The sequence below is a fragment of the Streptomyces sp. NBC_00273 genome (assembly GCF_036178145.1).
In the GTDB taxonomy this organism is placed as follows: Bacteria; Actinomycetota; Actinomycetes; order Streptomycetales; family Streptomycetaceae; genus Streptomyces.
Window position 1 is genome coordinate 2,343,270 of the sequence record NZ_CP108067.1, and the last position, 23,521, is coordinate 2,366,790.

Consider the following 23,521-nt stretch of genomic DNA (forward strand, 5'->3'; position numbering starts at 1 on the left):
CTCGTTCACTTCCTTGTGGTGGCGGGCGCGGCGTACGCCTGGGCGACGTCGACGAGGAACCGGGCCTCGTCCGCCAGGTCCCCGCCCTCCTGCGAGGTGTGGATCGCGGCGGGCAGTTCCAGCGCGGCCGCCTCGCCCGGCTGCCCGGGCGCCCCGTCGAGCTTGGCCTGCCGGGCCTCCTTCAGTACGCGGGCCAGTGCGTGGGCGGTGGCCCGCTGCTCGGGGACCCCGTCTCCGGTGACCTGGCCGCGGGCCTGTTCCAAGGCGCCCGGGGCCACGTACTCGCCCAGGATCAAGATCGCGTCGCGCGTCTCGATGACCTTGCGGTACACGAGCAGGTTGCGCGGGACCGGCGGCCACATCAGCTCCATCACCCGCCAGGCGCGCGGCTTGTTGAGCGCCACGTGCGGCACCGCTTCGACCAGGTCGCGCCACAGCGGCCACAGCCGCCAGGTGGTGGCGATGTCGGCGCAGGTGCGCCGGAAGGTGAACAGGGTGGGCACGAGGATCGCGGCGGCGCGCAGCAGGCCGTGCAGGTTCATGAGCAGGGGGAGGGCGGGCATCGCCCAGGTGCTGCCGAACAGGGCCTTGAGCAGGTACGCCAGCCAGAACAGTCCGGCGAGGGCGGTGCCGAGGCCGAACAGGCGCAGCCCGGCGGCCAGGCCCCGGCTCTCGGTACGGCGGCTGTAGCGCGAGCACAGGGCCACGCAGACGATGTTGGCGGTCACGTGCGCGGAGATCAGGACCAGCCAGTAGGCGAGGGAGGGCACCGGGTCGCCGACCGGCGGCATGGTGTGCGTGCCGTGGTCGGGCGCGGCCGCGTCCAGCGCGAGGAGCGCGCCGAGCCAGGCCGCGGTGGCGACGCAGGCGGTGAGCTGGAGCCGACGGCCGCGGGTGGTGGCGGCCACGAAGTAGAGGACGGCGCCGGCCGACAGCACCCCGATGAGGTTGCGGACGAGGCCGATGGTGTGGGCGTAGCCCGGGCCGCGGCTCATCGCGTACGAGACGACGTCCGGGAGGTTGAGGGTCATCGCGGCGGCGGCGGTGGCGACGGCCAGCCACAGGCCGCGCTGCTGGGGGGAGCGCAGGGCTCCGGGGGCGCGGAGCAGGACGGCGGTCCACAGGCACACCACGCTGGGGACGGCGAGCCAGTTGCCGAAGGCGGTCAGGTCACTTGCCATCGGTGCCCCGCTCGTACCCCATGGCGGACTCCAGTCGGGCCAGGGTGCCCCGGGCGCCGTTCGCGGACCGCGGGCCTGCGTTCGCCGTGCGGATGCGGATCATGCTGGCGAGCATCTCCGCCTCCTGCTCCTGCCGGGTGGTGTAGTTGGTGCGGCCGAGCACCACGGGGGCGTTCCCGTCGGTCTCCTCCCCTTCCAGGGAGTGGTGGCCGAAGAGGATGTGGCCCAGCTCGTGGAGGACGATGTGCTCCCGGTGCAGCGGGGTGGTCTGCGCCTCGTAGAAGACGTAGTCGACGCTGGCCGTGCCCACCCACAGTCCGCAGACCCCGGACTCCGCCGCTTCCTTGGGGAGCGGATGGAGCCGGATGGGACGGCCGCGCCGCTCGGCTATCCGTCGACACAGGTCGTCGAGGGAGAAGGGGTGGGTCAGATCCAGATGGCCGAGAATCTGCTCGCACCTTTTGCGGATGCTGAGTTGCCGGTGGGGCATGTGATCCCTCTTCGGACCCTTTCCGGGGCAACGGCGGTAGGCGTGTATGGGCATGGGCATGACGTCCTGTGCCTTCGAGGCGGCCTCGGGGAATGCGGTCCTGAGGGGAAAACGCGGAAGCCCGTCCGCCGAGTGACGAACGGGCGTTCCACCATGCCTACAGATCTTGTACGCGAGTTGGCAAGGCAAGTCCCCAGGTGGGGAAGCTATTCGGCCACTCGGTACGAAGACCGACACGCTCCGGGTGGCTGCAAGACACCCTTGACGGCTCCTACTTCTTGCGGCGCTCCTCGGGGGCGGTGAGGCCCGCACGGCGCAGGGCGTCGGCCATCGCGCTGTTGGCGGGGGCGGGGGCGCTGCCGCCGCCCTGCCGGCGGCCCTGGCCGCGCTCGCCCTGGCCGCGCTCGCCCTGACCCTGGCCCTGACCCTGGTTGCGGCCACCGGACCCGCCGCGCTGCTGCGGCGGACGGCCACCGCCGCCACCGCCACCGCCGCGCCGGTCCTCGCGCTGCCGCGGAGCGCCCGCGCCGCGCTCCGCCCCGGCCTCGTCCTCCAGCCGCAGGGTCAGCGAGATCCGCTTGCGCGGGATGTCCACGTCCATGACCTTCACACGGACGATGTCGCCCGGCTTGACCACGTCCCGGGGGTCCTTGACGAAGGTCTTCGACAGCGCCGAGACGTGGGCCAGCCCGTCCTGGTGGACACCGATGTCGATGAAGGCGCCGAAGGCGGCCACGTTGGTGACCACGCCCTCAAGGATCATGCCGGGGGCCAGGTCGCCGATCTTCTCGACGCCCTCCTTGAAGGTGGCCGTCTTGAAGGCGGGGCGCGGGTCGCGGCCCGGCTTCTCCAGCTCGCGCAGGATGTCCGTGACGGTGGGCAGGCCGAAGGCCTCGGTGACGAACTGCTCGGGCCGCAGCGAGCGCAGCACGCCCGAGTTGCCGATCAGGGCCGCCACCTCGCTGCCCGCCGTCTTGGCCATGCCCCGGACCACCGGATAGGCCTCGGGGTGCACGCTGGAGAAGTCCAGCGGGTCGTCCCCGCCGCGGATCCGCAGGAAGCCCGCGCACTGCTCGTACGCCTTCGGGCCGAGCCGGGCCACGTCCTTCAGCCCCTTGCGGCTGCGGAAGGGGCCGTTGGCGTCGCGGTGGGCCACGATGTTCTCGGCGAGGCCGCCGCTGATGCCCGAGACCCGCGAGAGCAGCGGCGCGGAGGCGGTGTTGACGTCCACTCCGACGCCGTTCACACAGTCCTCGACGACCGCGTCGAGCGAGCGCGAGAGCTTCACCTCGGACAGGTCGTGCTGGTACTGGCCGACTCCGATCGACTTCGGGTCGATCTTGACGAGCTCGGCGAGCGGGTCCTGCAGGCGCCGGGCGATGGAGACCGCGCCGCGCAGCGACACGTCCATGTCCGGCAGTTCCTGCGAGGCGAAGGCGGAGGCCGAGTACACGGAGGCGCCCGCCTCCGAGACCATCACCTTGGTGAGCTTCAGCTCCGGGTGGCGCGTGATGAGGTCCCCGGCCAGCTTGTCGGTCTCGCGGGAGGCGGTGCCGTTGCCGATGGCGACCAGCTCGACCGCATGTTCCTTCGCGAGGCGGGCCAGCTTGGCGAGGGACTCGTCCCACTTGTTGGCGGGCACGTGCGGGTAGATCACGTCCGTGGCCACGACCTTGCCCGTCGCGTCCACGACGGCGACCTTCACGCCGGTACGGAAGCCCGGGTCCAGGCCGAGCGTCGCCCGGGTGCCGGCGGGCGCCGCGAGCAGCAGGTCGCGCAGGTTCGAGGCGAAGACCCGTACCGCCTCGTCCTCGGCGGCCTGGCGCAGCCGCATCCGCAGGTCGATGCCGAGGTGCACCTGGATCTTCGTGCGCCAGGCCCAGCGGACGGTGTCGGCCAGCCACTTGTCGCCCGGGCGGCCGCGGTCGTTCACCCCGAAGCGGCGGGCGATCATGCCTTCGTACGTGGACGGGCCGGGCTCCTCGCGGGGCTCCTCCGACTCCAGGGTGAGGTCGAGGACGTCCTCCTTCTCGCCGCGCAGCATGGCGAGGACGCGGTGCGAGGGCAGCGCGGTGAACGGCTCGGCGAAGTCGAAGTAGTCGGCGAACTTGGCGCCCGCTTCCTCCTTGCCCTCGCGGACCTTCGCCGCGAGCCGGCCCCGGCCCCACATGCGCTCGCGCAGCTCACCGATCAGGTCGGCGTCCTCGCCGAACCGCTCGGTGAGGATGGCCCGGGCGCCCTCGAGGGCGGCGGCCGGGTCGGCGACGCCCTTGTCGGCGTCGACGAACGCGGCAGCGGCCGCGGCCGGTTCCACCGACGGGTCGGCCAGCAGGCCCTCGGCGAGCGGCTCCAGACCGGCCTCGCGGGCGATCTGCGCCTTGGTGCGCCGCTTGGGCTTGAAGGGCAGGTAGATGTCCTCCAGCCGGGCCTTGGTGTCGGCCGCGGCGATCCGCGCCGCCAGTTCGTCGGTGAGCTTGCCCTGCTCCCGTACGGAGTCCAGGACCGCCGCACGGCGGTCCTCCAGCTCCCGCAGGTACCTCAGCCGCTCCTCTAGGGTGCGCAGCTGGGCGTCGTCGAGCATCTCGGTCGCTTCCTTGCGGTAGCGCGCGATGAACGGCACGGTGGAGCCGCCGTCGAGCAGCTCGACGGCGGCCTTGACCTGCCGCTCCCGTACGCCGAGCTCCTCGGCGATCCTGCCTTCGATGGACGTCGTCACGATCGGGTTCCGCCTGCCTTCGTTTGCACTGGAAGGCTGCCAATTGTGGCAGGTGGCGGTGGCGGACGGCGGGAACCCTGCCCGTCCCGCCGGTCAGGCCCGGCCGAAGAGGTCGCGCGGGAAGGCCCCGGCGCCGATCGCCTTCGTGACGAAGGCGCCGCCGAGTTCGGCGAGGCGGGTCAGCCCCTCCTCGCCCAGGTGCTCGTACGGGGCGGCGTCGAGGCGGTCGGTGTCCGCCTCCAGTCGCTCGCGCACGGCCTTGCCCTCGTCGGTGAGCCCGCCGTCGGCGTCGAGGATGCCGCGCGCACGCAGCCGCTCCGTCGCGGCGTCCAGGTCGGACTGTTCCCAGCCGCGGATGGCCTTGATCCACTTCGCGGTCATGCCGCGGCCGGTGGCGGTGTGGCTGACCAGGGCCTCCACCGGGTCCAGGCCCGCGAGGAGCAGGGCGGCCAGGTGGCCGTCGCCGCGGTGCTCGCGCAGCAGGGTGGTGGCGTGCCACAGGCGCAGGTGCGGGGCTTCGGGTACGGGGAGGTCTGCGTGGGCGGCGTAGAGCGTGCGGGCGTGCCGGGTGCAGCCCTCGGTGGCGCGCATGGCCAGGTCGGCGGCCTCGGCCATCTCGGCCGACTCCACGGTCTCGGTGCCCAGGAGCCGGCGCAGGGTGCTGTCGGCGGCCCGCAGGCGGGCGGCGAGGACCTGCTCGGGCGTGGCGGTGCCCCAGACGGCGGGCAGGTGCCGGGTGAGCAGGTCGTGGCGGTAGTTGTAGAAGGTGGCGGTGACCGTGCCGGGGCCGACGGCGCCCATCGCGGCGGAACGGCTCGCGAGGTTGACCGCGACCGGGTCCGTGACTCCGAGGGCCGCGAGCTCCTTGGTGAGGTCCGGCGAGAAGTAGATCGTCGCGTGCAGCGGGTTGATCGCGGCATGCCAACAGCGACGGGCGGCGAGCAGGGGAAGCGTCATGCCCGGGAGGTTACCGACTGTTCGGTATGCCGGGTAGGGGCGGGGCCCGTGGTGCGGGTCTCACCCTGCGGACGGAGTGCCCCCGTACGCCGCCCAGGCCCGGGAGAGCCGGGCCACCAGCTCCACCAGCCGCGGCTCGGGCAGCGTGAACGGGAGCCTGACGTACGCGTCGTGGTCGCCCGAGGGGTCGGTCGCCGCCCCGGGGACCAGCTCGACCCCGTGCCGGAGCGCGATCTGGGCGAAGACCGCGGCGCCGGCGGGTGCCGGCAGCCGGATCCACAACGCCGCCCCGCCGGCCGGGCGTTGCCAGGTCCACCCCGGCAGCTCGCTCGCCAGCGCGGCCTCCAGGCCGGCCAACCGGGTCCGCAGCACGGCCGCCCGCTCGGCCCGTAGGGCGTCCACCCGCGGCAGCAGCCGCACCGCCAGGGCCTGGTCCAGCAACGGGCTCCCCAGATCGGCCCGGGCCTTGAGGCGGGCCAGGCGCTCCACCACCGGGCCCGGGCCGCGCAGCCAGCCGATCCGCAGCCCGCCCCACACCGACTTGGCCAAGGAGCCCACGCTCAGCACCTCGGCGCCCGGTGGGGCGTACCCGGCCACCGGGCCCGGCTCCGGCCCGTCCCACAGCCGGGTGTCGTAGGCCAGGTCCTCCAGCAGCGGGACGCCGGCCCGCGCGGCAAGTTCCGCGATCCGCTCGCGCCGCCCGACGGACATCAGGATCCCGGTCGGGTTGTGGAAGGTCGGCGTGACATGGGCCAGCGCCGCCGCGGGCAGGGCGGCGCTGAAGCCGCGCGGCTGGATGCCGTCCTCGTCCAGCGGGACCCGGCGCGGCCGCGCCCCGGCGGCGAGCAGCGCGTCCAGGCAACCCGGCCAGCTCGGCGTCTCCACCACCACCGCGGAACCGCGCCGTACGTACAGCTGGGCCACCAGCGCGAGGGCCTGCGTGGCTCCGGTGGTGACCAGGATCTGCCCGGGTTGCGTGGGCAGACCCCCGGCGGTGTAACGGGCGGCGACGGCCGCCCGCAACTCCGGGAGGCCGCTCGGGTGGTAGCCGGTCTCCGCCAGGAGCGGGTCCAGGCCGTCGGCCAGCAGCGCGGCCAGGGCCCCGCGCACCTCGGGGGCAGCCCCCTCCGCGGCCACCGACAGGGAGATCACCCCGTCCGGGCCGTCCACCAACCGCTGCACGAGGGCCGCGGAGGTGCCGCCGCGGACCCGGCCGTCGACCGGGCGCAGCGAGCCACCGGGCAGCCGGGCGACCCAGGTCCCGCTCCCCCGCCGGCTGTCCACGGCGCCCGCGCCGCGCAGTTCGTCGTAGGCGGCGACCACGGTGGCCCGGCTGACGCCCAGGGCCGCGGCGAGGGGCCGCTCGGCGGGCAGCCGGTCGCCGGGCGCGAGGTCGCCCGTACGGACCGCGCCGCGCAGTACGGCGGCGAGGCGCCGGTACAGCGGGCCCGGACCGGCGAGCCGGCCGCCGACCACCGCGTCGAGCTCGGCCGGCGACCAGGTGCGCGGCGCGGAACGGTCCACTTCCCCCTCCATTGGCCCGGGGCTCTCCCCCCGGCCCCGACCAGCCTAGGTGCATGCCCCTCAGCACCTTCCTCGCCTTCGTCGCCGCCGCATCGGCGCTCGTCCTCCTCCCCGGCCCGAACATGGTCCTGATCGTCACCCGCGCCGCCGCCCAGGGCCGGCGCGCGGGACTGGCCACCGCCGCGGGGGTGGAGAGCGCCACCGTGGTGCACATCGCCGTCGCCGTGTCGGGGGGCGCGGAGCTGGTGTCGCGCTCCCCGGCCGCGTACCTGGCGCTCACCCACGCGGGCGCGGCCTACCTGCTCTTCCTGGGCGTACGGGCCCTGCGCGCCGGCCCGTTCCTGCCCGCCGCCGGGGAGGCGGCTCCCGTACGGTGGGGCCGCGCCTACCTCGACGGCGCGCTGGCCAATCTCCTCAATCCCAAGGTGACCCTCTTCTTCCTGGCCTTCCTCCCGCAGTTCGTCCGGCCCGATTCGGCCGATCCGCACGCCCTGATGTGGCTGCTGGGCATGGTGTTCCTCGCCCTCGGGGCCCTCCTCGACATCGGCTACGCCTGCGCCGGCGGGGCCCTGAGCCGGTGGTTGCGCCGCAGGCCACGGGTCCTGGCCCGGCAGCACTGGGTCGTCGGAGGGGTCTATCTGACGCTCGGTGCCCTCGGCGCCGCCGCGGCGCTGCCGGTCGGCCCGTGACGGCCGAATGGCGATCGTGTGACAGCAGGGGCCATGGACATGACCTGAGCGGTCAAGGGTGAATACGGTCGAGCGACAAGGCCTTGGACCACTCTGTGAACCGATCTGTCTCCCCTACCACTTGGAGCCATTCGTGCACCGCAAAGTCATCGCCCCGAGCGTGCTCGCCGCTTCCCTCCTGCTGGTGATCCCGGCGTCGGCGGCGGGTTCGGGTTCGGGCGCCCCGGGTATCGGCGATCCCTACTACCCGGCCAGCGGCAACGGCGGATACGACGTGTCGCACTACGACCTGCGCCTGCAGTACCAGCCGAAGACGGACCTGCTGGAAGGCACGGCCACCCTGTTGGCCACCGCCAAGCAGGACCTGTCCCGCTTCAACCTGGACTTCGGCCTCCAGGTCAGCGAGATCCGGGTCAACGGGGTCAAGGCGAAGTTCGCCACGTCCGGCTCCCACGAGCTGGAGGTCACCCCGGCGAAGCCGCTGGCGCGCAACACCCCGCTGTCCGTCGTCGTCAAGTACGCCGGGAAGCCCTCCGAGCTGAAGGTGGACGGCTGGACGGCCTGGCAGCGCACGCCCGACGGCGCGGTCGCGGCCCAGGAGCCCGACTCGGCGGTCTGGTGGTTCCCGAGCAACGACCACCCGCTGGACAAGGCCACCTTCGACGTCTCGATCAACGTGCCCGACGGCACCCAGGCGATCAGCAACGGCGTGCTGCAGTCCCAGACCTCACGGCTCGGCTGGACCCGGTACAACTGGCGTTCCAACAAGCCGCAGGCGACCTACTTGGCCACCCTGGCCGTCGGAAAGTTCGACATCACCACCGACAAGACGGCGAGCGGGCTGCCGATCCTCAACGCGTACAGCAAGGACCTCGGTGACAACGCGGGCGCGGCCCGCGCGAGCGTGGAGCGGACCGGCGAGGTCACGGAGTGGCTGGAGGGGGTCTTCGGGCCGTACCCCTTCAACGCGCTCGGCGGCTACGTCCCGAACGTGACCGCCGGTTTCGCCCTGGAGACCCAGACGCGGCCCTTCTACGGCCCGGCCCAGTTCCGCAACGGCGCCAACGTCTCGGTGGTCGTGCACGAGCTGGCGCACCAGTGGTACGGCGACAGCGTGTCCGTCGAGGGCTGGAAGGACATCTGGATCAACGAGGGCTTCGCCCGCTACAGCCAGTGGCTGTGGTCGGAGAAGGAGGGCGAGGGCACGGCGCAGGAGCTGGCCGACTGGGCCTACGCCCTGCGCCCGGCCGAGGACGCGTTCTGGCAGGTCAAGCCGGGTGACCCGGGCCCGGAGAACCAGTTCCACGGGGCTGTCTACGACCGCGGGGGCATCGCCCTGCAGGCGCTGCGCAACGAGATCGGCGACGAGAAGTTCTTCGAGATCCTCAAGGGCTGGCCGACCGAGCGGGCCTACGGCAACGCCAAGGTCGGGGACTTCGTCCGGTACGCCGAGAAGGTCTCGAAGAAGCCCCTCGCGCAGCTCTTCGAGACCTGGCTCTACACCCCGGGCAAGCCGGCGGCCTCGGCCCTGAACCCGTCGGCGGCCAGGCCTTCGGCCCGCTCGCCGCAGCAGGCCGCCCCGGCGAAGCCCGCCGCGGAGCCCAAGTCCTGGAAGAAGATCGCGGAGACCAACACGATCCACGACACCGAGCACGGTTCCGGGCCGGGCCACCGGCACTGAGCCGGCGCCCCGCGCCCCGCGCCCCGCACACGGGCTCCCGCATCCGGCGGGGGCCCGTGTGTCCGGGGCCCGTGTGTCCGGGGCCCGTGTGTCCGGGGCCCGTCAGCGGCCTCCCGCATGCCATGCGGCCCGCGCCCGGTAGGCGATCGGCAGGTACCGCAGCCGCTCCGGCAGCAGCGGTACGAGGATCCGTACGGCCGTGCTGAACCGCCGGAGCGTCCGCTCCTGGGCCGGGCTCCACTCCAGCCCGATCGCGGCGCGGGCCTCGGGCGGCATGTAGCCGACGGTGACGAAGGCCCGTAGGCGCAGGAAGGCGGCCCGCAGCACCGGCCAGGTCAGTCTCAGCAGCAGGCGCGCGGCGGGCGAGCCGGCCTGCGGCCGGGGCAGCTTCACCTCGGTGGAGATCAGCTCGCGGGCGACCGCGGTGGGCTCGATCTCCTCGGCCAACATCCGGCCCCAGTACGTCCAGTACTCCTCGATGCTCTGCGGCATGTCCCGGTCGTGCAGGCCGAGGATGCGTCCTACCTGGAGCCACTCCTGGTAGAGCTGCCGCTCCTGGGCGGGGGTGAAGCGGCGCAGCAGGTAGCGCCCGGCGTACAGGTAGACCGGGAAGCCGGTGGCGTGCACCCAGGCGTAGCAGGCGGGGTCGAGGGAGTGGTAGCGGCGGCCGCGGGTGTCGATGCCCTGGATGTCCTTGTGCAGGCGGCGCACCCGGCGGCCCTCCGCGGCCGCCTCCTCCCCGCCGTAGACCCACAGCTGGACCGAACGCAGGGAGCGCTCTCCGCGCCCCCAGGGGTCGGTGCGGAAGACGGAGTACTCGTCGACACCGGCCGCGATCGCGGGGTGGGCGACCTGCATGGTGAAGGCGGCGGGCAGCATCAGCAGGGCCCTGACGTCACCGGCGATGGTCCACAGCACGCCGCCCGGCGGGGGCGGCTCGGGGTCGGTGCGGCGCGTGGCCGCAGGTCCGGCGGGGTGTGCGGAGTCCGTCTTCGTCATACGACAAGTATGCGAGCACCGGACGGCCGTCTTACGGACAGAAAGTCTCTGCACGGGTGTTACCCAGAGGTAACTGCTGCTGCTTGTATGACGGCGTCGATCTTCCCCCGCAGGAATGATGGAGACCTTCATGCTGCTTTCCTCGCCCCGCTCGCGTCGCGCCGCCGCCACGGCCGTCGCGGCGGTCGCCGCGGGCGCACTGGCCGCCGCCACCGCGCCCGCCGCCTCGGCCACGGAGACCGCCGCCGCCCCGCGGCTCAGCGTCCTGTCGTACAACGTGTTCCTGATGAGCAAGAACCTGTACCCGAACTGGGGCCAGGACCACCGGGCCGCCGAGATCCCCAAGACCTCCTTCTACAAGGGCCACGACGTGGTCGTGCTCCAGGAGGCCTTCGACAACAGCTCCTCGGACGCACTGAAGGCCAACTCCGCCACGCAGTACCCGTACCAGACCCCGGTCGTCGGCCGCAGCAAGAGCGGCTGGGACGCCACGGGCGGGGCGTACTCCGCCACCACCCCGGAGGACGGCGGGGTCACGATCCTCAGCAAGTGGCCGATCGTCCGCAAGGAGCAGGTCGTCTACAAGGACGCCTGCGGCGCCGACTGGTGGTCCAACAAGGGCTTCGCCTACGTCGTCCTGAACGTGAACGGCACCAAGGTGCACGTGGTCGGCACGCACGCGCAGTCCACCGACCCCGGCTGCGGCGCGGGCGAGGCCGCGGAGATGCGCGCCCGTCAGTTCCGTGCCGTGGACGCCTTCCTGGACGGGAAGAACATCCCGGCGAACGAGCAGGTCATCGTGGCGGGCGACCTCAACGTCGACTCGCGCACGCCCGAGTACGCGAGCCTGCTCGCCAACGCCGACCTGGCGGACTCCGACAGCCGCACGGGCCACCCGTACTCCTTCGACACCGCGCTGAACTCGATAGCCAACTACCGCTACCCGACCGACCCGCGCGAGGACCTGGACTACGTCCTCTACCGCAAGGGCAACGCCCGCCCGGCGGGCTGGGAGAACAACGTGGTCAAGGAGCAGTCGGCGCCCTGGACGGTCTCCAGCTGGGGCACGTCCTACACCTACACCAACCTCTCCGACCACTACCCGCTGATCGGACGCTAGGCCTGTCGTCCCTGCGCGCCTCACCCGGCAGTCAACGAGCATCATCAACATCCGCTGGGCCAGCCAGTGGTACGGCGTCTCCTGAACAGCACAACGCCCCCTTCCGGCCCTTCGGGGTCGGGAGGGGGCGCTTTCGTGCGTCCGGGCTCAGTCCAGGGGGAGGGCCTGGTGTGCAGCCACGATCGCGTCGATGCGGTGCGCAAGGTCGAAGTCAGCCCGCGTCAGTCGGTTGCCCGCGTCGTGCGTCGTGATCGAGGCACGCAGGTGGTCGATACGGAGGTCGAGGTCTGCGTGATGCTGGATGCGCCGGGACCGGTCTGCGATGGTGACGATCGCGGCCACCGCGGCGTGGTAGCGGATCTCGTACGTCCGGGTGATCGCATCGCCCTCCTGTACCCAGCCCGGGAGCTTCTCCAGGCCTTCGGCGATCTCCTCGTGCGTCAACGGCTTCGGTACACCCATGTCAGCTCCCCTCGTTCACGGGCGCCAGAACCTCCGCGAGGTCCCGGCCTACCGGGGCATCGTGCCACGGCCGCATGGCCCGCTCCAGGCCCCGCAGTTCACGCAGCATGCGGGCCGACCGGGTCTCGGCCGCGATCTCGGCGGCCGCGCGGGCGATCTCGACGGCTTGTTCCGGCTGGCGGGCGCCGGCCGCCGCGGTGGCGTGCCGGGCGAGGTACACGCCGCGGTCCCGGCGGGCCGTCGCGGGTACCTCATCGAGGACCTGCGACCACAGGTGCTCGGCCTCCCGGCCGAGGCCGAGCCGCCCGTAGCAGGTGGCCCGTTGCACCTCGAGGTAGCCGGGGGTGCGGCGGCAGGCGTTGCCCCAGGGCAGGTCGTCGTCGACGCGGCCGAGGAGCTCTCCGGCGTCGTCGATGAGCCGGTCGACGGCCGTACGGTCGCCTGTGAGGCTGGCGCCGTGGGCCTGCTGCTGCATCGCCATGATCCGCACCTTCGGGAACAGGCGGTCGTCGTCGAGGGCGGCTTCGCACAGGTCGATGACGCCGTGGCCGTCGCCGAGGTCGGTCCGCACGTGGGCGAGGTTGACGAGGCTGTAGCCGATGAGGTGCGGGTCCTGGGACCTGGCCGCTATTTCCTGCGTGATCCCCCGCCAGAACGCGGCCGCGCCGAGGTCGCCGGCGTCTTGGTAGAGCCAGCCGACGAGCGCCGCGTACGCGGCTCCGACGCGCAGCAGCCCGCGCCGGGTCTCGCCCTGCGCGGACCGGACGAGCTTGTCGATGAGCTGGTACTGGGCAGACACGGTGCCGATGAGGTCGTGCGGCCCGAGGAACATGTCGGCCCGGTAGTGGCCCTCCAACTGCTGCTGGAAGTAGTCGATGAGCGCGGGGTCGACGTGCTGCCTGGCAGTAGGGCCGGGCAGGAGCGCGGCCGCGGTGACGTTGACGAAGGTCCTGCGGTTCACGTCTTCCTCTTGGTGTGCCTCGGGGCGGATCCAGCCGGCGGGTGCCGTGAATCCCAGCTCCTCGGGCCACCGTCCGAGCGCGTCATGCAGCACGGTCGCGGTCTCTTCCGGCGGCCAGCCGGGTGCACCGCCTTCCCACCGGCGCCACGTGCGCGCGCTGACGGTGAAATGGGCGTCGTCGAGGAACCGTTGGCCGTGCGCCTGTAGCGCGCCGGCGGCCTGTTCGATGCTGCGCCACCCGACCCGGAGTCGGGCGGCCCTGAGCGCGTCGTTTCGGGGGCTCACGGCCCCAGTGTGAGGTGTCATCGCGTCTGTCCCCGGCCGTGGCCGCTACGTGGCCACCGATGGCCGCGCGATGGCCTATCTGCCCATCTGCGTGCCCGCCCATCATCCTCCTATGACGACGAGCAGCGCAGACGAACAGCACCGCAGAACAGGCGTGTTGCCGGAACTGTGGCCGGGGCCCAGTGCTGAGCTGGTGGCTCGTGCGGCTGTCGGCTGGGAGCGGTTCCTTCGCTCCGCAGCAAAGCACGTGGAGCCGTCCGATGACTGAGGTGTACGAGTACCAGCCTCACCGGCTGCTCCGTAAGCGAGTCCGCGACATCGCATCCGGCGTCGAGGGTGAGCTCATGGCCGTCATCGCCGAAGGCGCCACGGACATCGCGTACATCAGGAAGTCGGACGGCCGCGAGTTCACGACCGCCGCCACCAACGTGCAGGCAGCCGGCCAGTGAGTGCGCTCGGGCGTCAGGCCCTGTACGTCGCGATCGTGTTCGGCGTGCTCGCCGTGATCGTCGTCGGCACCTGTTGATCTGACCGACCAACGAGGAGACCCCATGGCCAGCCCACCCCCGCCCCCATGTAGTGCCGGTAAGGGCGAAACCCCGACTCCGGCTATCGGCGCCACCCTCACTGCGCCCCGCCGCGCCGGCGACCCGCGCAGCCTTCTCCCTGCCGACGAATTCATGATCGTCACGGCTACTCTCGCCCGCCAGCACCCCGAGCTGGGCTGGGTCGCCGCAGAGCAGCGGGTGGTCGAGGCCTTGAAGTTCGTCGCCACGGTCGCACACAGCGCCTCCACCGATCTCGCCCCCTCCGGCCCGGTCGATGCCGGCTGGCACGCCCTGATCTCCTGCACCGTGATCTACGCCGAACTGTGCGCGCGGTTGGGTACGGTCGTCCACCACCACCCCGAGGTCACCGGGGCGGCAACTCCCGCACCCGGCCGGTTGGACCGCACCACGGCCGCGATCGAGGCCGCCGGGTACGACATCGCCACGGACCTGTGGTGATCACCACCGAGTACGTGACGTCGACGACCGACGTCGTCGTCTGTGAGGCCTGCTGGGTCGAACTGGTCGAAGCCGTTCGCACGACGGCACACGGTCACGGCCGGGACCTGCTGTGCATCCCCTGTGCCGAGGCCGGCTACCCGCCCCGCGTCACCCTGTTCCCCCCGCTCGGAATCTACGGACTCAACGGAAGGAAGCTGAAGATGGGCAAGCACGGCTCCGGAAGCCCGAAGCTGCCGCCGGATCCCGGCCCGCCGCTGCCGTCTCCGCCGCCCACCCCTACACCCGGCCGCCCGCCGGTGTAGGGCCGCGAGACTGCCCCGGCCGGCAATCCCCCCGTCGGCCGGGGCTACTCACGGACCAGCTGTACGAGCGGTGCGCCGATGGCGTCGGCAATGAGGACGAGGGTGTCGAGGCGAGCCGCAGCATGACCGCCCTCGATGCGATTGAGCGTGTGCCGTTCGATGCCGGCCCGCGGGGCGACCTCCTCTTGGATGAGGTGCGCGCGCCGGCGCGCTGCCCGAATGTTTTCGCCGATCTGCCTGCGGCGGGTGAGTACCAACTCATCCGACCACTACCCGCTGATCGGCCGCTAGGGAGGCGTCCTGTCGGACCGGGCCGGCGGCGCCCGGTCCGGCGGCGCCGCCGTCAGCGCCGGCCGCCGGGTGGCGGGGACGCGGAGGGCGGCTCGGCCGCGTCGGCCTCCGGATCGCCGGACGGCCCGATGCGGATCTCGAATTCGCCGCCGTACTCCTCGTGGCCCGCGGCCACGGCCACGGCCACGGCTTCCTCGCCCCGTTCGCCCTGGATGATCAGCGGGTCCCGGCGCAGGTCCCGCATGAGTGCCACGCACATACCGATCATGACCAGGGTGAACGGTGCCGCCACGAGGATCGTCAGGTTCTGCAGTCCGGCGAGCGCGTCGCCCTCGCCGTTGCCGATGAGCAGCATGATCGCCGCGACGGCGCCGGTGACCACTCCCCAGAAGACGACCACCGGCCGGGACGGTTCGAGGACGCCTTTTTGCGAGAGCGTGCCCATCACGATGGAGGCGGCGTCCGCGCCGGAGACGAAGAAGATCGCGACGAGGATCATGACCAGCAGGCTCATCACGGTGGCGGCGGGGAACTGCTGGAGCAGCCCGAAGAGCTGTCCCTCCGGGGTGCTCTCCTTGGGGAGGTCACCGCTCTCCTGGAGCTTCATCGCCGTGCCGCCGAAGACGCAGAACCACAGCAGGCTGACCGTGCTCGGTACGAGGATCACGCCGCCGATGAACTGCCGGATGGTGCGGCCGCGGCTGATCCGGGCGATGAACATGCCGACGAACGGGGTCCAGGAGATCCACCAGGCCCAGTAGAAGACCGTCCAGCTGCCGAGCCAGTCGGCGACCTCGCCGGCGCCGGTGGCCTCGGTACGGCCGACGAGCTGGGGGAGGTCGCCGAGGTAGGCGCCCAGGGACGTGGGCAGGAGGTCGAGCACGATGATGGTCGGCCCGGCGATGAACACGAAGACGACGAGCACCAGGGCGAGCACCATGTTGATGTTCGACAGCCACTGGATGCCCCGCTCCACTCCGGACACCGCGGAGGCCACGAAGGCGACGGTCAGGACGGCGATGACGGCCACGAGGAGTCCCGTGCCGACCGAATCCAACCACCCCAGCTGGCGGATGCCGCTGCCGATCTGGAGGGCTCCGAGGCCGAGCGAGGCGGCGGAACCGAAGAGGGTGGCGAAGATCGCCACGATGTCGATGACCCGGCCGGCCCCGCCGTGGGCGTGCCGGGCGCCGATCAGCGGCTCGAACACGGCACTGATCGTCTGGCGGCGGTCGCGCCGGAAGGTGCTGTAGGCGATGGCGAGCCCGACGACCGCGTAGATGGCCCACGGATGGAGCGTCCAGTGGAACAGGGTGGTGGCCATCGCCGTCTGCATCCGCTCGGCGGAGTCGACCGGGTGCGTGCCGGGCGGGGGCGTCCCGTAGTGCGCCAGGGGTTCGCTGACGCCGTAGAACATGAGCCCGATGCCCATGCCGGCGCTGAACATCATGGCGACCCACGAGACGGTGCGGAACTCCGGGACCTCGTCCTCACGACCGAGGCGGATCCGGCCGTAGCGGCTGATCGCCAGCCAGAGGGCGAAGACGACGAAGCCGCTGGCGGCGAGCATGAAGGCCCAGCCGCAGTTGTGGATGAGCCCTTCGAGCAGGCTGCTCGACACGCTCTCCAGCGAATCCGTCGCCACGGCGCCCCAGAGGACGAACGCGAGGGTCAGGCCCGCGGTGACCCCGAACACCACCTTGTCCGTGCGGGAAGGCTGATCGGCCGGCAACGAAGCCCCCCTTCCCCGAAGGGCTGGAACCGTACATCGCGACAGAGCATCATGCGTTTCACATTTAAGCTCATATCGACCAATGAGGGCCGTAGCCGCGGGGGCAGCCGCGCGGCGGCTCACCTGCTCCGCTCCCCCGGTGCGGTGAGCGCGGATCCCGCCCACCGCACCGGGGACCACCGGTTCACGCCGGCTCGTGCGGCTCCTCGTACAGGCCCTCGATCAGTTCGCCGTACTTGTCGCGGACCACCCGGCGGCGGAGCTTGAGCGAGGGGGTGAGTTCCCCGGTCTCGGGGCCCCACTCCTCGGTCAGCAGCCGGTACCGCTTGATCTGCTCGGTCCGGTTGAGCCGGGCGTTGGCCGCCTCCACCGCGCGGGCGATCTCCTCCCGGACGGCGGGGTGCGCGGCGAGCTCGGCCGGGGAGGCCGCCTCGATGCCCCGGGCGACGGCCCATACCGGGGCCAGTTCCGGGTCCAGGACCAACAGGGCCACGAGGTAGGAGCGGCCGTCGCCGTGCACCAGGGCCTGGCCGATCAGCGGGTGCTCCTTGACCGTGTTCTCCACCAGGGCGGGCGAAACGTTCTTGCCGTTCGAGGTGATGATCAGTTCCTTCTTGCGGTCGGTCAGCCAGAGGAACCCTTCCTCGTCGACCCGGCCGATGTCCCCCGTCGCGAACCAGCCCTCGGGGTCGGCGGCGCTCTCCACCGAGCCGTCCGGCCGCAGGTAGCCGCCGAAGACGGTCGACCCGCGGGTGAAGATCTCCCCGTCCTCGGCCAGCCTCAGCTCCAGCCCCTCGATCGGGCGGCCCACCGAGCCGAGCCGGAAGCCGTCCGGGCTGTTGACCGTGCACACGCCCGAGGTCTCGGTGAGCCCCCAGGCGTCCATGATGGTGATGCCCCAGCCGGCCCAGAAGCGGACCACGTCGATCGGCATCGGCGCGGTGGCGCTGGCCGTCCACATCAGCCGGTCCATGCCCGCCAGCCCCAGCAACGGATCCAGCACCTGCTCCTTGGCCCGGGCGTACGAGGCTTCGAGCGCGGCCGGCACCTCCTCGCCGCGCTCCCGGTGGGCGGCCCGGGCGCGGGCCAGGTCGTTGGCCGCCTCGATGGCCGCGCGCTGCTCCTCGGGGAGCTGCGCGAGGACCGCGCGGACCGAGGCGGCGAGCTTCTCCCACACCCGGGGCACGCCGAAGAACTGCACCGGGTGCAGCTCGCGGACCGCCCCCGAGACGGCGGCGGGGTCGGCGCACAGCCGTACGTGCGAGGCCCGCAGCAGGGGCAGGTAGATGCCGAGGACCCGCTCGGCGATGTGCGCGAAGGGCAGGTAGCAGATGTGCTCGGCGTGTTCGGGCAGGTCCACGTGCCGGTCGAGGCGGATCGCCTGGAGCATGAGGTTGCGGTGGGTCAGCCGCACGCCCTTCGGGTCGCCGGTGGTGCCCGAGGTGTAGACGACGGTCAGCGGGTCCTCGGGGCGCGTCTCCTGCCAGGCCTTCTCGAAGTCGTCGGAGCGGTGGAGCCGGGCCCCGCCGGAGTACAGGGAGCCGTAGGTGGAGTGCCCGCCGGCCTCGGCGGCCTCGGCCACGACGAGACGCTCCAGGGGTACGTCCGGGGCGGCCAGCAGCGGCTCCCACCGCGCGAGTTCGCGGGCGCCCTCGACGACGGCGACCCGGGCCCGGCTGTGGCGGGCGATGTGGGCGATCTGCTCGGGGGCGGAGGTCCCGTACACGGTGACGGGTACGGCACCGAGGTGGACGAGGGCGAGGTCGCTGAGCCAGTGCTCGGGGCGGTTGCCCATCATCATCAGCACGTGTTCGCCGCGCTCGACGCCGAGGGCCGCGTATCCGGAGGCGAGGACGGCGACCTTGCGGCGCACCTCGCTCCAGGTGAGGGTCGTCCACTCGGCGGCGTCGGGGCCGGCCCGCCAGGAGAGGGCGGGCAGCTCCCCGTGCTCGGCGGCGTTGCGGGCCAGCAGGGCCGGCAGGGTGATCTCTTCGGGTCGTCCGGGCAGTCGCAGGTTCGTGGTCATGGGCAGCTCCTGGCCGTTTCACATCGTTGGTGCGACAGCAATACTGTTGAACCCAAGCTGTGGAGCAGAGAGCGAGGCGCAGACGATGGCCGACCAGGCACCCGAGCCGATGCTCACCGTCGACGAGCTGGCGGCCAGGGCGGGCGTCACCGTGCGCACCGTTCGTTTCTACAGCACCCGCGGGCTTTTGCCCCCTCCCGTGATCGGCCCTCGTCGGGTGGGGCACTACGGGCCGGAGCACCTGTCCCGGCTGGCCCTGATCGAGGAGCTGCAGCACCAGGGCATGACCCTGTCCGCCATCGAGCGCTATCTGGACGCGCTGCCCGACGACCTGAGCGCCCATGACCTGGCCATCCACCGCGCGATGGTGGCCAGTTGGGCTCCGGACGCGGCCCAGGAGGTGTCGCGGGAGGAGCTGGAGAAGCGGGTGGGGCGGAGCCTCGCGGACACCGACGTCCGGCGGCTGACGGCGATGAACGTGCTCGCCGCCTCGGGGGACGGGTTCCGGGTGGACGTGGGGCTGTTGCGGCTCGGGGTCGCACTGCTCGACGTACCCATCGCCCACGAGACGATCCTGGCGGCGCGCCGGGTGCTGATGGAGCACACCAGGTCGGCGGCGCACGAGCTGACGGCGCTGTTCCGGGACGAGGTGTGGGGGCCGTTCACGGAGGGCGAGAGCGACCCGGAGCGGGTGGAGTCGATGAAGGCGCTGTCTGCGCACATGCAGCCCATGGTGGTCCAGGCGCTGGTGACGGCCTTCCAGCGGTCGCTACGGGAGGAACTGCGGGCGGCGTTCGCCTCGGAACCGGAACGGTAGGGGGAGGCGGACGGCGGCCGCGCGGCCGGTCGGCGCCCCTGCCGCCCCGGTATTTTGTGGATCATGGCTGTCATTCACCGCACCACCATGTCGCCCGGCAAGCTCGAACTCCTGGCCGGCTGGCTGCCCCGGCGCCCCTGGTACCGGGGCGGCCCGGGTACCCCGCAGCTCGCCAAGGCCGGCGGATTCCGGCTCGACGACCCCGAGGGCGAGGTGGGCATCGAGTTCATGGTGGTCACCGACACCGCCGGGGACGATCCGGTGACCTACCTGGTCCCGCTGACCTACCGCGGGGCTCCGCTCGAGGGGGCCGACGACGGCCTGATCGGCACTTCCGAGCACGGCGTGCTGGGCCGTCGCTGGATCTACGACGGGACCCACGACGTCGTCCTGGTCGAGCAGTTGCTGGCCCTGCTGGCGGGACGCACGACGGCCCAGGACCAGAACGCGAGCGGCGTCCCCGACCCGACGGTCGAGGTCCGCACCGAGGGGGCCGGGGTGCCGCAGGGCCTGACCGGCCCCGGGACCGTGACGGACACCGCCGGGGCGAGCCTCGTCACCGTGGGCCCGACGGGTCAGGAAAGCCCGGTGGCGACCCTGACCGTGTCCCGCGTGCTGCACGACGGTCCCGCCCCCACCGCAGACGGCGCACCGGGACGGATCCTGGCCGGCTGGTCCGCCCCGGACGGCGCCCGACAGCACGGACCCTTCGCCCACCTGGCCGCGTTCACCGCCTGACCCGGAGGACGCCCCCGGGCCCGCTCACGGGCGGGCCCGGGGGTGCCGCGCGATCAGTCCGCGTAGGTCTCGCCGCGCTCCGACTTCGCGACCAGCGAGGCCGGCGGGATGAAGCGCTCGCCGTACTGGTCGGCGAGCTCGCGGGCACGGGCCACGAAACCGGGCAGGCCGCCCTCGTAGCCGTTGATGTACTGGATCACGCCGCCCGTCCAGGCCGGGAAGCCGATGCCCATGATGGAACCGATGTTGGCGTCGGCGATCGAGGTGAGCACGCCCTCGTCGAGGCAGCGGACGGTGTCCAGGGCCTCCGAGAAGAGCATCCGCTCCTTCATGTCCTCGAACGGGATCTCGTACCCCGGCTTGGCGAAGTGCTCGCGCAGGCCCGGCCAGATGCGGGCGCGCTTGCCGGCCTCGTCGTACTCGTAGAAGCCGGCCCCGCCGCTGCGGCCGGGGCGGCCGAACTCGTCCACCATGCGGTCGATGACCGCGTCGGCGGGGTGCTCGGTCCACGCCTTGCCCTCGGCCTCGAAGGCCTTGCGGCTCTCGTTACGGATCTTGCGCGGCAGGGTGAGGGTGAGCTCGTCCATCAGCGAGAGCACCTTGGCCGGGTAACCGGCCTGGGCGGCGGCCTGCTCGATCGAGGCGGGCTCGACGCCCTCGCCGATCATCGCGACGCCCTCGTTGATGAACTGGCCGATGACGCGGGAGGTGAAGAAGCCGCGCGAGTCGTTGACCACGATCGGGGTCTTGTTGATCTGGCGGACCAGGTCGAAGGCGCGGGCGATGGCCTCGTCGCCGGTCCGCTCCCCCTTGATGATCTCCACCAGCGGCATCTTGTCCACGGGCGAGAAGAAGTGCAGCCCGATGAAGTCGACCGGCCGCGCGACCCCTTCCGCGAGGCCCGTGATGGGCAGCGTGGAGGTGTTGGAGCACAGCAGTGCGTCCGGCTCGATGACGTCCTGGATCTCCTGGAACACCTTGTGCTTGAGGGAGGTGTCCTCGAAGACGGCCTCGATGACGGCGTCGCAGCCCGCCAGGTCGGCCGCGTCTGCGGTCGGGGTGATCCGGGCGAGCAGCTCGGCACGCTTGGCCTCGGTGGTCCGGCCCCGGGAGAGCGCCTTGTCGAGCAGCTTCTCGGAGTACGCCTTGCCCTTGGCGGCGGCCTCGGCGGTGACGTCCTTCAGCACCACCTCGATGCCCGCGCGGGCGCAGGAGTAGGCGATGCCGGCGCCCATCATGCCGGCGCCGAGGACGGCGACCTTGCGGACCGCGCGCGGCTCGATCCCCTGCGGGCGGCTACGGCCCGCGTTGACGGCCTGGAGGTCGAAGAAGAACGCCTGGATCATGTTCTTGGCGGTCTGACCGGTGACCAGCTCGGTGAAGTAGCGGGCCTCGATGGTCAGCGCGGTCTCGAAGTCCACCTGGGAGCCCTCGACGGCGCAGGCCAGGATGTTGCGCGGGGCCGGGTACGGGGCCCCGTTCAGCTGCTTCTTCAGGTTGGCCGGGAAGGCCGGGAGGTTGGCGGCGAACCGCGGGTTGGACGGCGTACCGCCCGGGATCTTGTAGCCGGGTACGTCCCAGGGCTGCTTCGACTCGGGGTTCGCGTCGATGAAGGCGCGGGCCTTGGCCAGCATCTCCTCGGGGGTGGCGGCCAGTTCGTGCACCAGGCCGTTGTCCAGGGCGCGCTGCGGGGTGTACTGGGTCCCTTGCAGCAGCACCTTGAGCAGGGCGTCGGCGATGCCCATCAGGCGCACGGTACGGGTGACGCCGCCACCGGCGGGGAGCAGACCGAGGGTGACCTCGGGCAGGCCGATCTTGGAGCCGGGCGCGTCGAGGGCGACGCGGTGGTGGGAGGCGAGACAGATCTCGTAACCGCCGCCGAGGGCCGCACCGTTGATGGCGGCGACGACGGGCTTGCCGAGGGTCTCGATCCGGCGCAGCGAGCGCTTGATCTCGGTGCCGGTGTCGAAGGCGATCTGCGCGTGCTCGGGGCGCAGCCGGATCATGTCCTTGAGGTCGCCGCCCGCGAAGAAGGTCTTCTTGGCGGAGGTGAAGATGATGCCGCGGATGGAGTCCTTCTCGGCCTCGGCGCGGTCGGCTACGCCTGCGATGGAGTCCTTGAAGGCCTGGTTCATCGTGTTGGCGGACTGGTTGGGGTCGTCGAGGATCAGGGTGACGACGCCGGTCTCGTCCTGTTCCCAGCGGATCGTGGTGGACTCGCTCATGGTCACTGCTTTCGTTTCGGAAGGTCCGGTGGGCAGGGGGAACGGGGCGGATCAGAGGCGTTCGACGATGGTGGCGACGCCCATGCCGCCGCCGACGCAGAGGGTGACGAGCCCGTAGCGCTTGTCCTGGCGCTCCAGCTCGTCGACGATCGTGCCGAGGATCATCGCGCCGGTGGCGCCGAGCGGGTGACCGAGCGCGATCGCGCCGCCGTTGACGTTGACCTTGTCGAGGGACAGGCCCATGTCCTTGACGAAGCGCAGGACGACGCCCGCGAAGGCCTCGTTGATCTCGACGAGGTCGATGTCGTCGATGGTCAGCCCGGCCTTGGCGAGGGCCTTGCGGGTGGCCGGGGCGGGGCCGGTGAGCATGATGGTGGGCTCGGAACCGGAGACGGCCGCCGAGACGATCCGGGCCCGCGGCGTCAGGCCGTTGCGTTCGCCCGCCTCGCGGGAGCCGATGGCGACGAGCGAGGCGCCGTCGACGATGCCGGAGGAGTTGCCGGCGTGGTGGACGTGGTCGATCTTCTCGACCCAGTGGTACTTCTGCAGCGCGACCGCGTCGAAGCCGCCGAGGTCGCCGATGTCGGCGAAGGAGGGCTTCAGCTTGGCGAGGGTGTCGGCGGTGGTGCCGGGGCGGACGAACTCGTCGTGGTCCAGGACGATCAGGCCGTTGCGGTCGGTGACCGGGACCACGGACTTCGCGAAGCGGCCGTCCTTGATGGCCGCGGCGGCGCGCTCCTGGGAGAGGGCCGCGTACTCGTCGACGTCGCGCCGGGAGAAGCCCTCGATGGTGGCGATCAGGTCCGCGCCGATGCCCTGCGGGACGAAGCCGGTGTCCCAGTTGGTCATCGGGTCGGCGAACCAGGCACCGCCGTCGGAGGCCATCGGAACGCGGGACATGGACTCCACGCCGCCCGCGAGGACCAGGTCCTCCCAGCCGGAGCGGACCTTGGCGGCGGCCAGGTTGACGGCCTCCAGGCCCGAGGCGCAGAAGCGGTTCTCCTGTACGCCGGCCACGGTGTCCGGGAGCCCGGCGGCGATGGCCGCGATCCGGGCGATGTCGGAGCCCTGGTCGCCGACCGGGCCGACGACGCCGAGCACGATGTCGTCGATGGTGGCGGGGTCCAGGCCGGGGTTGCGCTCGCGCAGGGCGTCGATGAGTCCGACGACCAGATCGATCGGCTTGGTGCCGTGCAGGGCGCCATTGGCCTTGCCGCGGCCGCGCGGGGTGCGGATCGCGTCGTATACGTAAGCTTCGGTGCTCACTGGTCAAGCCTTTCGGAGGTGTCCAAGGGGGAGGTGTCCAAGGGGGAGA

The 23,521-nt window shown here is 72.0% G+C and carries 21 protein-coding genes; 8 read left to right on the plus strand and 13 right to left on the minus strand.

Features of this window, described 5'->3' with window-relative positions; all coding sequences use genetic code 11:
* Positions 1-5: 5 nt before the first annotated feature.
* The 5 genes from OG386_RS09925 to yczR all read right to left on the minus strand — a co-directional run bounded on the left by OG386_RS09925 (position 6) and on the right by yczR (position 6,868).
* On the minus strand, positions 6-1,181 hold the full coding sequence (locus OG386_RS09925; RefSeq protein WP_328787796.1) for an MAB_1171c family putative transporter: 1,176 nt from the start codon (positions 1,179-1,181) through the stop codon (positions 6-8).
* A complete protein-coding gene (locus tag OG386_RS09930; RefSeq protein ID WP_327382264.1) occupies positions 1,171-1,671 on the minus strand; it encodes a hypothetical protein in 501 nt (166 codons plus the stop codon). Before OG386_RS09930 ends, OG386_RS09925 begins: the two co-directional genes overlap by 11 nt.
* A 271-nt stretch (positions 1,672-1,942) precedes the next feature.
* Entirely contained in the window at positions 1,943-4,387 is a 2,445-nt protein-coding gene (locus OG386_RS09935; RefSeq protein WP_328787797.1) for a Tex family protein, read from the minus strand.
* Between the two features lie 93 nt (positions 4,388-4,480).
* Positions 4,481-5,344 (minus strand): SCO6745 family protein, encoded by an 864-nt coding sequence (locus tag OG386_RS09940; protein WP_328787798.1) that lies wholly within the window; start codon positions 5,342-5,344, stop codon positions 4,481-4,483.
* Between the two features lie 60 nt (positions 5,345-5,404).
* The gene (gene yczR / locus OG386_RS09945) at positions 5,405-6,868 is read right to left on the minus strand and encodes an aminotransferase-like domain-containing protein (protein WP_328787799.1); all 1,464 of its coding nucleotides are present in this window, start codon (positions 6,866-6,868) and stop codon (positions 5,405-5,407) included.
* Positions 6,869-6,921: 53 nt separating this feature from the next.
* On the opposite strand from yczR, the gene OG386_RS09950 reads away from it, so the two are divergent.
* On the plus strand, positions 6,922-7,557 hold the full coding sequence (locus OG386_RS09950; protein ID WP_328787800.1) for a LysE family translocator: 636 nt from the start codon (positions 6,922-6,924) through the stop codon (positions 7,555-7,557).
* Positions 7,558-7,690: 133 nt separating this feature from the next.
* On the plus strand, positions 7,691-9,238 hold the full coding sequence (locus tag OG386_RS09955; RefSeq protein WP_328787801.1) for a M1 family metallopeptidase: 1,548 nt from the start codon (positions 7,691-7,693) through the stop codon (positions 9,236-9,238).
* Positions 9,239-9,340: 102 nt separating this feature from the next.
* Here the strand turns inward: OG386_RS09955 and OG386_RS09960 are convergent, their stop codons facing one another.
* Positions 9,341-10,237 carry an oxygenase MpaB family protein gene (locus OG386_RS09960; RefSeq protein ID WP_328787802.1) on the minus strand — a complete coding sequence of 299 codons (897 nt, stop codon included), beginning with the start codon at positions 10,235-10,237 and terminating at the stop codon, positions 9,341-9,343.
* 130 nt (positions 10,238-10,367) lie between these two features.
* On the opposite strand from OG386_RS09960, the gene sph reads away from it, so the two are divergent.
* On the plus strand, positions 10,368-11,357 hold the full coding sequence (sph, locus tag OG386_RS09965) for a sphingomyelin phosphodiesterase (RefSeq protein ID WP_328787803.1): 990 nt from the start codon (positions 10,368-10,370) through the stop codon (positions 11,355-11,357).
* 147 nt (positions 11,358-11,504) lie between these two features.
* Here the strand turns inward: sph and OG386_RS09970 are convergent, their stop codons facing one another.
* A complete protein-coding gene (locus OG386_RS09970; protein WP_189741142.1) occupies positions 11,505-11,819 on the minus strand; it encodes a 4a-hydroxytetrahydrobiopterin dehydratase in 315 nt (104 codons plus the stop codon).
* Position 11,820: 1 nt separating this feature from the next.
* Entirely contained in the window at positions 11,821-13,086 is a 1,266-nt protein-coding gene (locus OG386_RS09975; protein WP_405789443.1) for a Twin-arginine translocation pathway signal, read from the minus strand.
* Between the two features lie 239 nt (positions 13,087-13,325).
* On the opposite strand from OG386_RS09975, the gene OG386_RS09980 reads away from it, so the two are divergent.
* From OG386_RS09980 to OG386_RS09990, 3 genes are all read left to right on the plus strand, one after another.
* Complete coding sequence (locus OG386_RS09980; RefSeq protein ID WP_328787804.1) at positions 13,326-13,514, plus strand: hypothetical protein; 189 nt, start codon at positions 13,326-13,328, stop codon at positions 13,512-13,514.
* Positions 13,515-13,616: 102 nt separating this feature from the next.
* The gene (locus OG386_RS09985; RefSeq protein ID WP_328787805.1) at positions 13,617-14,072 is read left to right on the plus strand and encodes a hypothetical protein; all 456 of its coding nucleotides are present in this window, start codon (positions 13,617-13,619) and stop codon (positions 14,070-14,072) included.
* Positions 14,069-14,377 (plus strand): hypothetical protein, encoded by a 309-nt coding sequence (locus OG386_RS09990; protein WP_328787806.1) that lies wholly within the window; start codon positions 14,069-14,071, stop codon positions 14,375-14,377. The genes OG386_RS09985 and OG386_RS09990 overlap by 4 nt, the downstream gene beginning before the upstream one ends.
* Positions 14,378-14,421: 44 nt before the next feature.
* On the opposite strand, the gene OG386_RS09995 is transcribed toward OG386_RS09990, so the two are convergent.
* From OG386_RS09995 to OG386_RS10005, 3 genes are all read right to left on the minus strand, one after another.
* Positions 14,422-14,634 carry a helix-turn-helix domain-containing protein gene (locus OG386_RS09995; protein WP_328787807.1) on the minus strand — a complete coding sequence of 71 codons (213 nt, stop codon included), beginning with the start codon at positions 14,632-14,634 and terminating at the stop codon, positions 14,422-14,424.
* 86 nt (positions 14,635-14,720) lie between these two features.
* Complete coding sequence (locus OG386_RS10000; protein ID WP_328787808.1) at positions 14,721-16,400, minus strand: BCCT family transporter; 1,680 nt, start codon at positions 16,398-16,400, stop codon at positions 14,721-14,723.
* A 184-nt stretch (positions 16,401-16,584) separates the two neighbouring features.
* Positions 16,585-18,426, minus strand: a complete 1,842-nt coding sequence (locus OG386_RS10005) for an AMP-dependent synthetase/ligase (RefSeq protein WP_328787809.1) — start codon at positions 18,424-18,426, stop codon at positions 16,585-16,587.
* A gap of 85 nt (positions 18,427-18,511) precedes the next feature.
* On the opposite strand from OG386_RS10005, the gene OG386_RS10010 reads away from it, so the two are divergent.
* On the plus strand, positions 18,512-19,243 hold the full coding sequence (locus OG386_RS10010; RefSeq protein WP_328787810.1) for a MerR family transcriptional regulator: 732 nt from the start codon (positions 18,512-18,514) through the stop codon (positions 19,241-19,243).
* Between the two features lie 63 nt (positions 19,244-19,306).
* Positions 19,307-19,981 carry a maltokinase N-terminal cap-like domain-containing protein gene (locus OG386_RS10015; protein ID WP_328787811.1) on the plus strand — a complete coding sequence of 225 codons (675 nt, stop codon included), beginning with the start codon at positions 19,307-19,309 and terminating at the stop codon, positions 19,979-19,981.
* Positions 19,982-20,034: 53 nt separating this feature from the next.
* Here the strand turns inward: OG386_RS10015 and OG386_RS10020 are convergent, their stop codons facing one another.
* Together OG386_RS10020 and OG386_RS10025 are read right to left on the minus strand one after the other, a co-directional pair.
* Positions 20,035-22,206, minus strand: a complete 2,172-nt coding sequence (locus OG386_RS10020) for a 3-hydroxyacyl-CoA dehydrogenase NAD-binding domain-containing protein (protein ID WP_328787812.1) — start codon at positions 22,204-22,206, stop codon at positions 20,035-20,037.
* Between the two features lie 51 nt (positions 22,207-22,257).
* Positions 22,258-23,472: an acetyl-CoA C-acetyltransferase gene (locus tag OG386_RS10025; RefSeq protein WP_030771506.1), complete on the minus strand. Its 1,215-nt coding sequence runs from the start codon at positions 23,470-23,472 to the stop codon at positions 22,258-22,260.
* Between the last annotated feature and the right edge of the window lie 49 nt (positions 23,473-23,521).

Excerpts from the sequence above, each read along its gene's own strand:
- OG386_RS10020 (WP_328787812.1), bottom strand. The coding sequence starts at position 22,206 with ATGAGCGAGTCCACCACGATCCGCTGGGAACAGGACGAGACCGGCGTC.
- OG386_RS09970 (WP_189741142.1), bottom strand. The coding sequence starts at position 11,819 with ATGGGTGTACCGAAGCCGTTGACGCACGAGGAGATCGCCGAAGGCCTG.
- OG386_RS09950 (WP_328787800.1), top strand. The coding sequence starts at position 6,922 with ATGCCCCTCAGCACCTTCCTCGCCTTCGTCGCCGCCGCATCGGCGCTC.
- OG386_RS09925 (WP_328787796.1), bottom strand. The coding sequence starts at position 1,181 with ATGGCAAGTGACCTGACCGCCTTCGGCAACTGGCTCGCCGTCCCCAGC.
- sph (WP_328787803.1), top strand. The coding sequence starts at position 10,368 with ATGCTGCTTTCCTCGCCCCGCTCGCGTCGCGCCGCCGCCACGGCCGTC.
- OG386_RS09960 (WP_328787802.1), bottom strand. The coding sequence starts at position 10,237 with ATGACGAAGACGGACTCCGCACACCCCGCCGGACCTGCGGCCACGCGC.
- OG386_RS10010 (WP_328787810.1), top strand. The coding sequence starts at position 18,512 with ATGGCCGACCAGGCACCCGAGCCGATGCTCACCGTCGACGAGCTGGCG.
- OG386_RS09985 (WP_328787805.1), top strand. The coding sequence starts at position 13,617 with ATGGCCAGCCCACCCCCGCCCCCATGTAGTGCCGGTAAGGGCGAAACC.
- OG386_RS09940 (WP_328787798.1), bottom strand. The coding sequence starts at position 5,344 with ATGACGCTTCCCCTGCTCGCCGCCCGTCGCTGTTGGCATGCCGCGATC.
- OG386_RS09930 (WP_327382264.1), bottom strand. The coding sequence starts at position 1,671 with ATGCCCCACCGGCAACTCAGCATCCGCAAAAGGTGCGAGCAGATTCTC.
- OG386_RS09980 (WP_328787804.1), top strand. The coding sequence starts at position 13,326 with ATGACTGAGGTGTACGAGTACCAGCCTCACCGGCTGCTCCGTAAGCGA.
- OG386_RS10015 (WP_328787811.1), top strand. The coding sequence starts at position 19,307 with ATGGCTGTCATTCACCGCACCACCATGTCGCCCGGCAAGCTCGAACTC.
- OG386_RS10005 (WP_328787809.1), bottom strand. The coding sequence starts at position 18,426 with ATGACCACGAACCTGCGACTGCCCGGACGACCCGAAGAGATCACCCTG.
- OG386_RS09975 (WP_405789443.1), bottom strand. The coding sequence starts at position 13,086 with ATGACACCTCACACTGGGGCCGTGAGCCCCCGAAACGACGCGCTCAGG.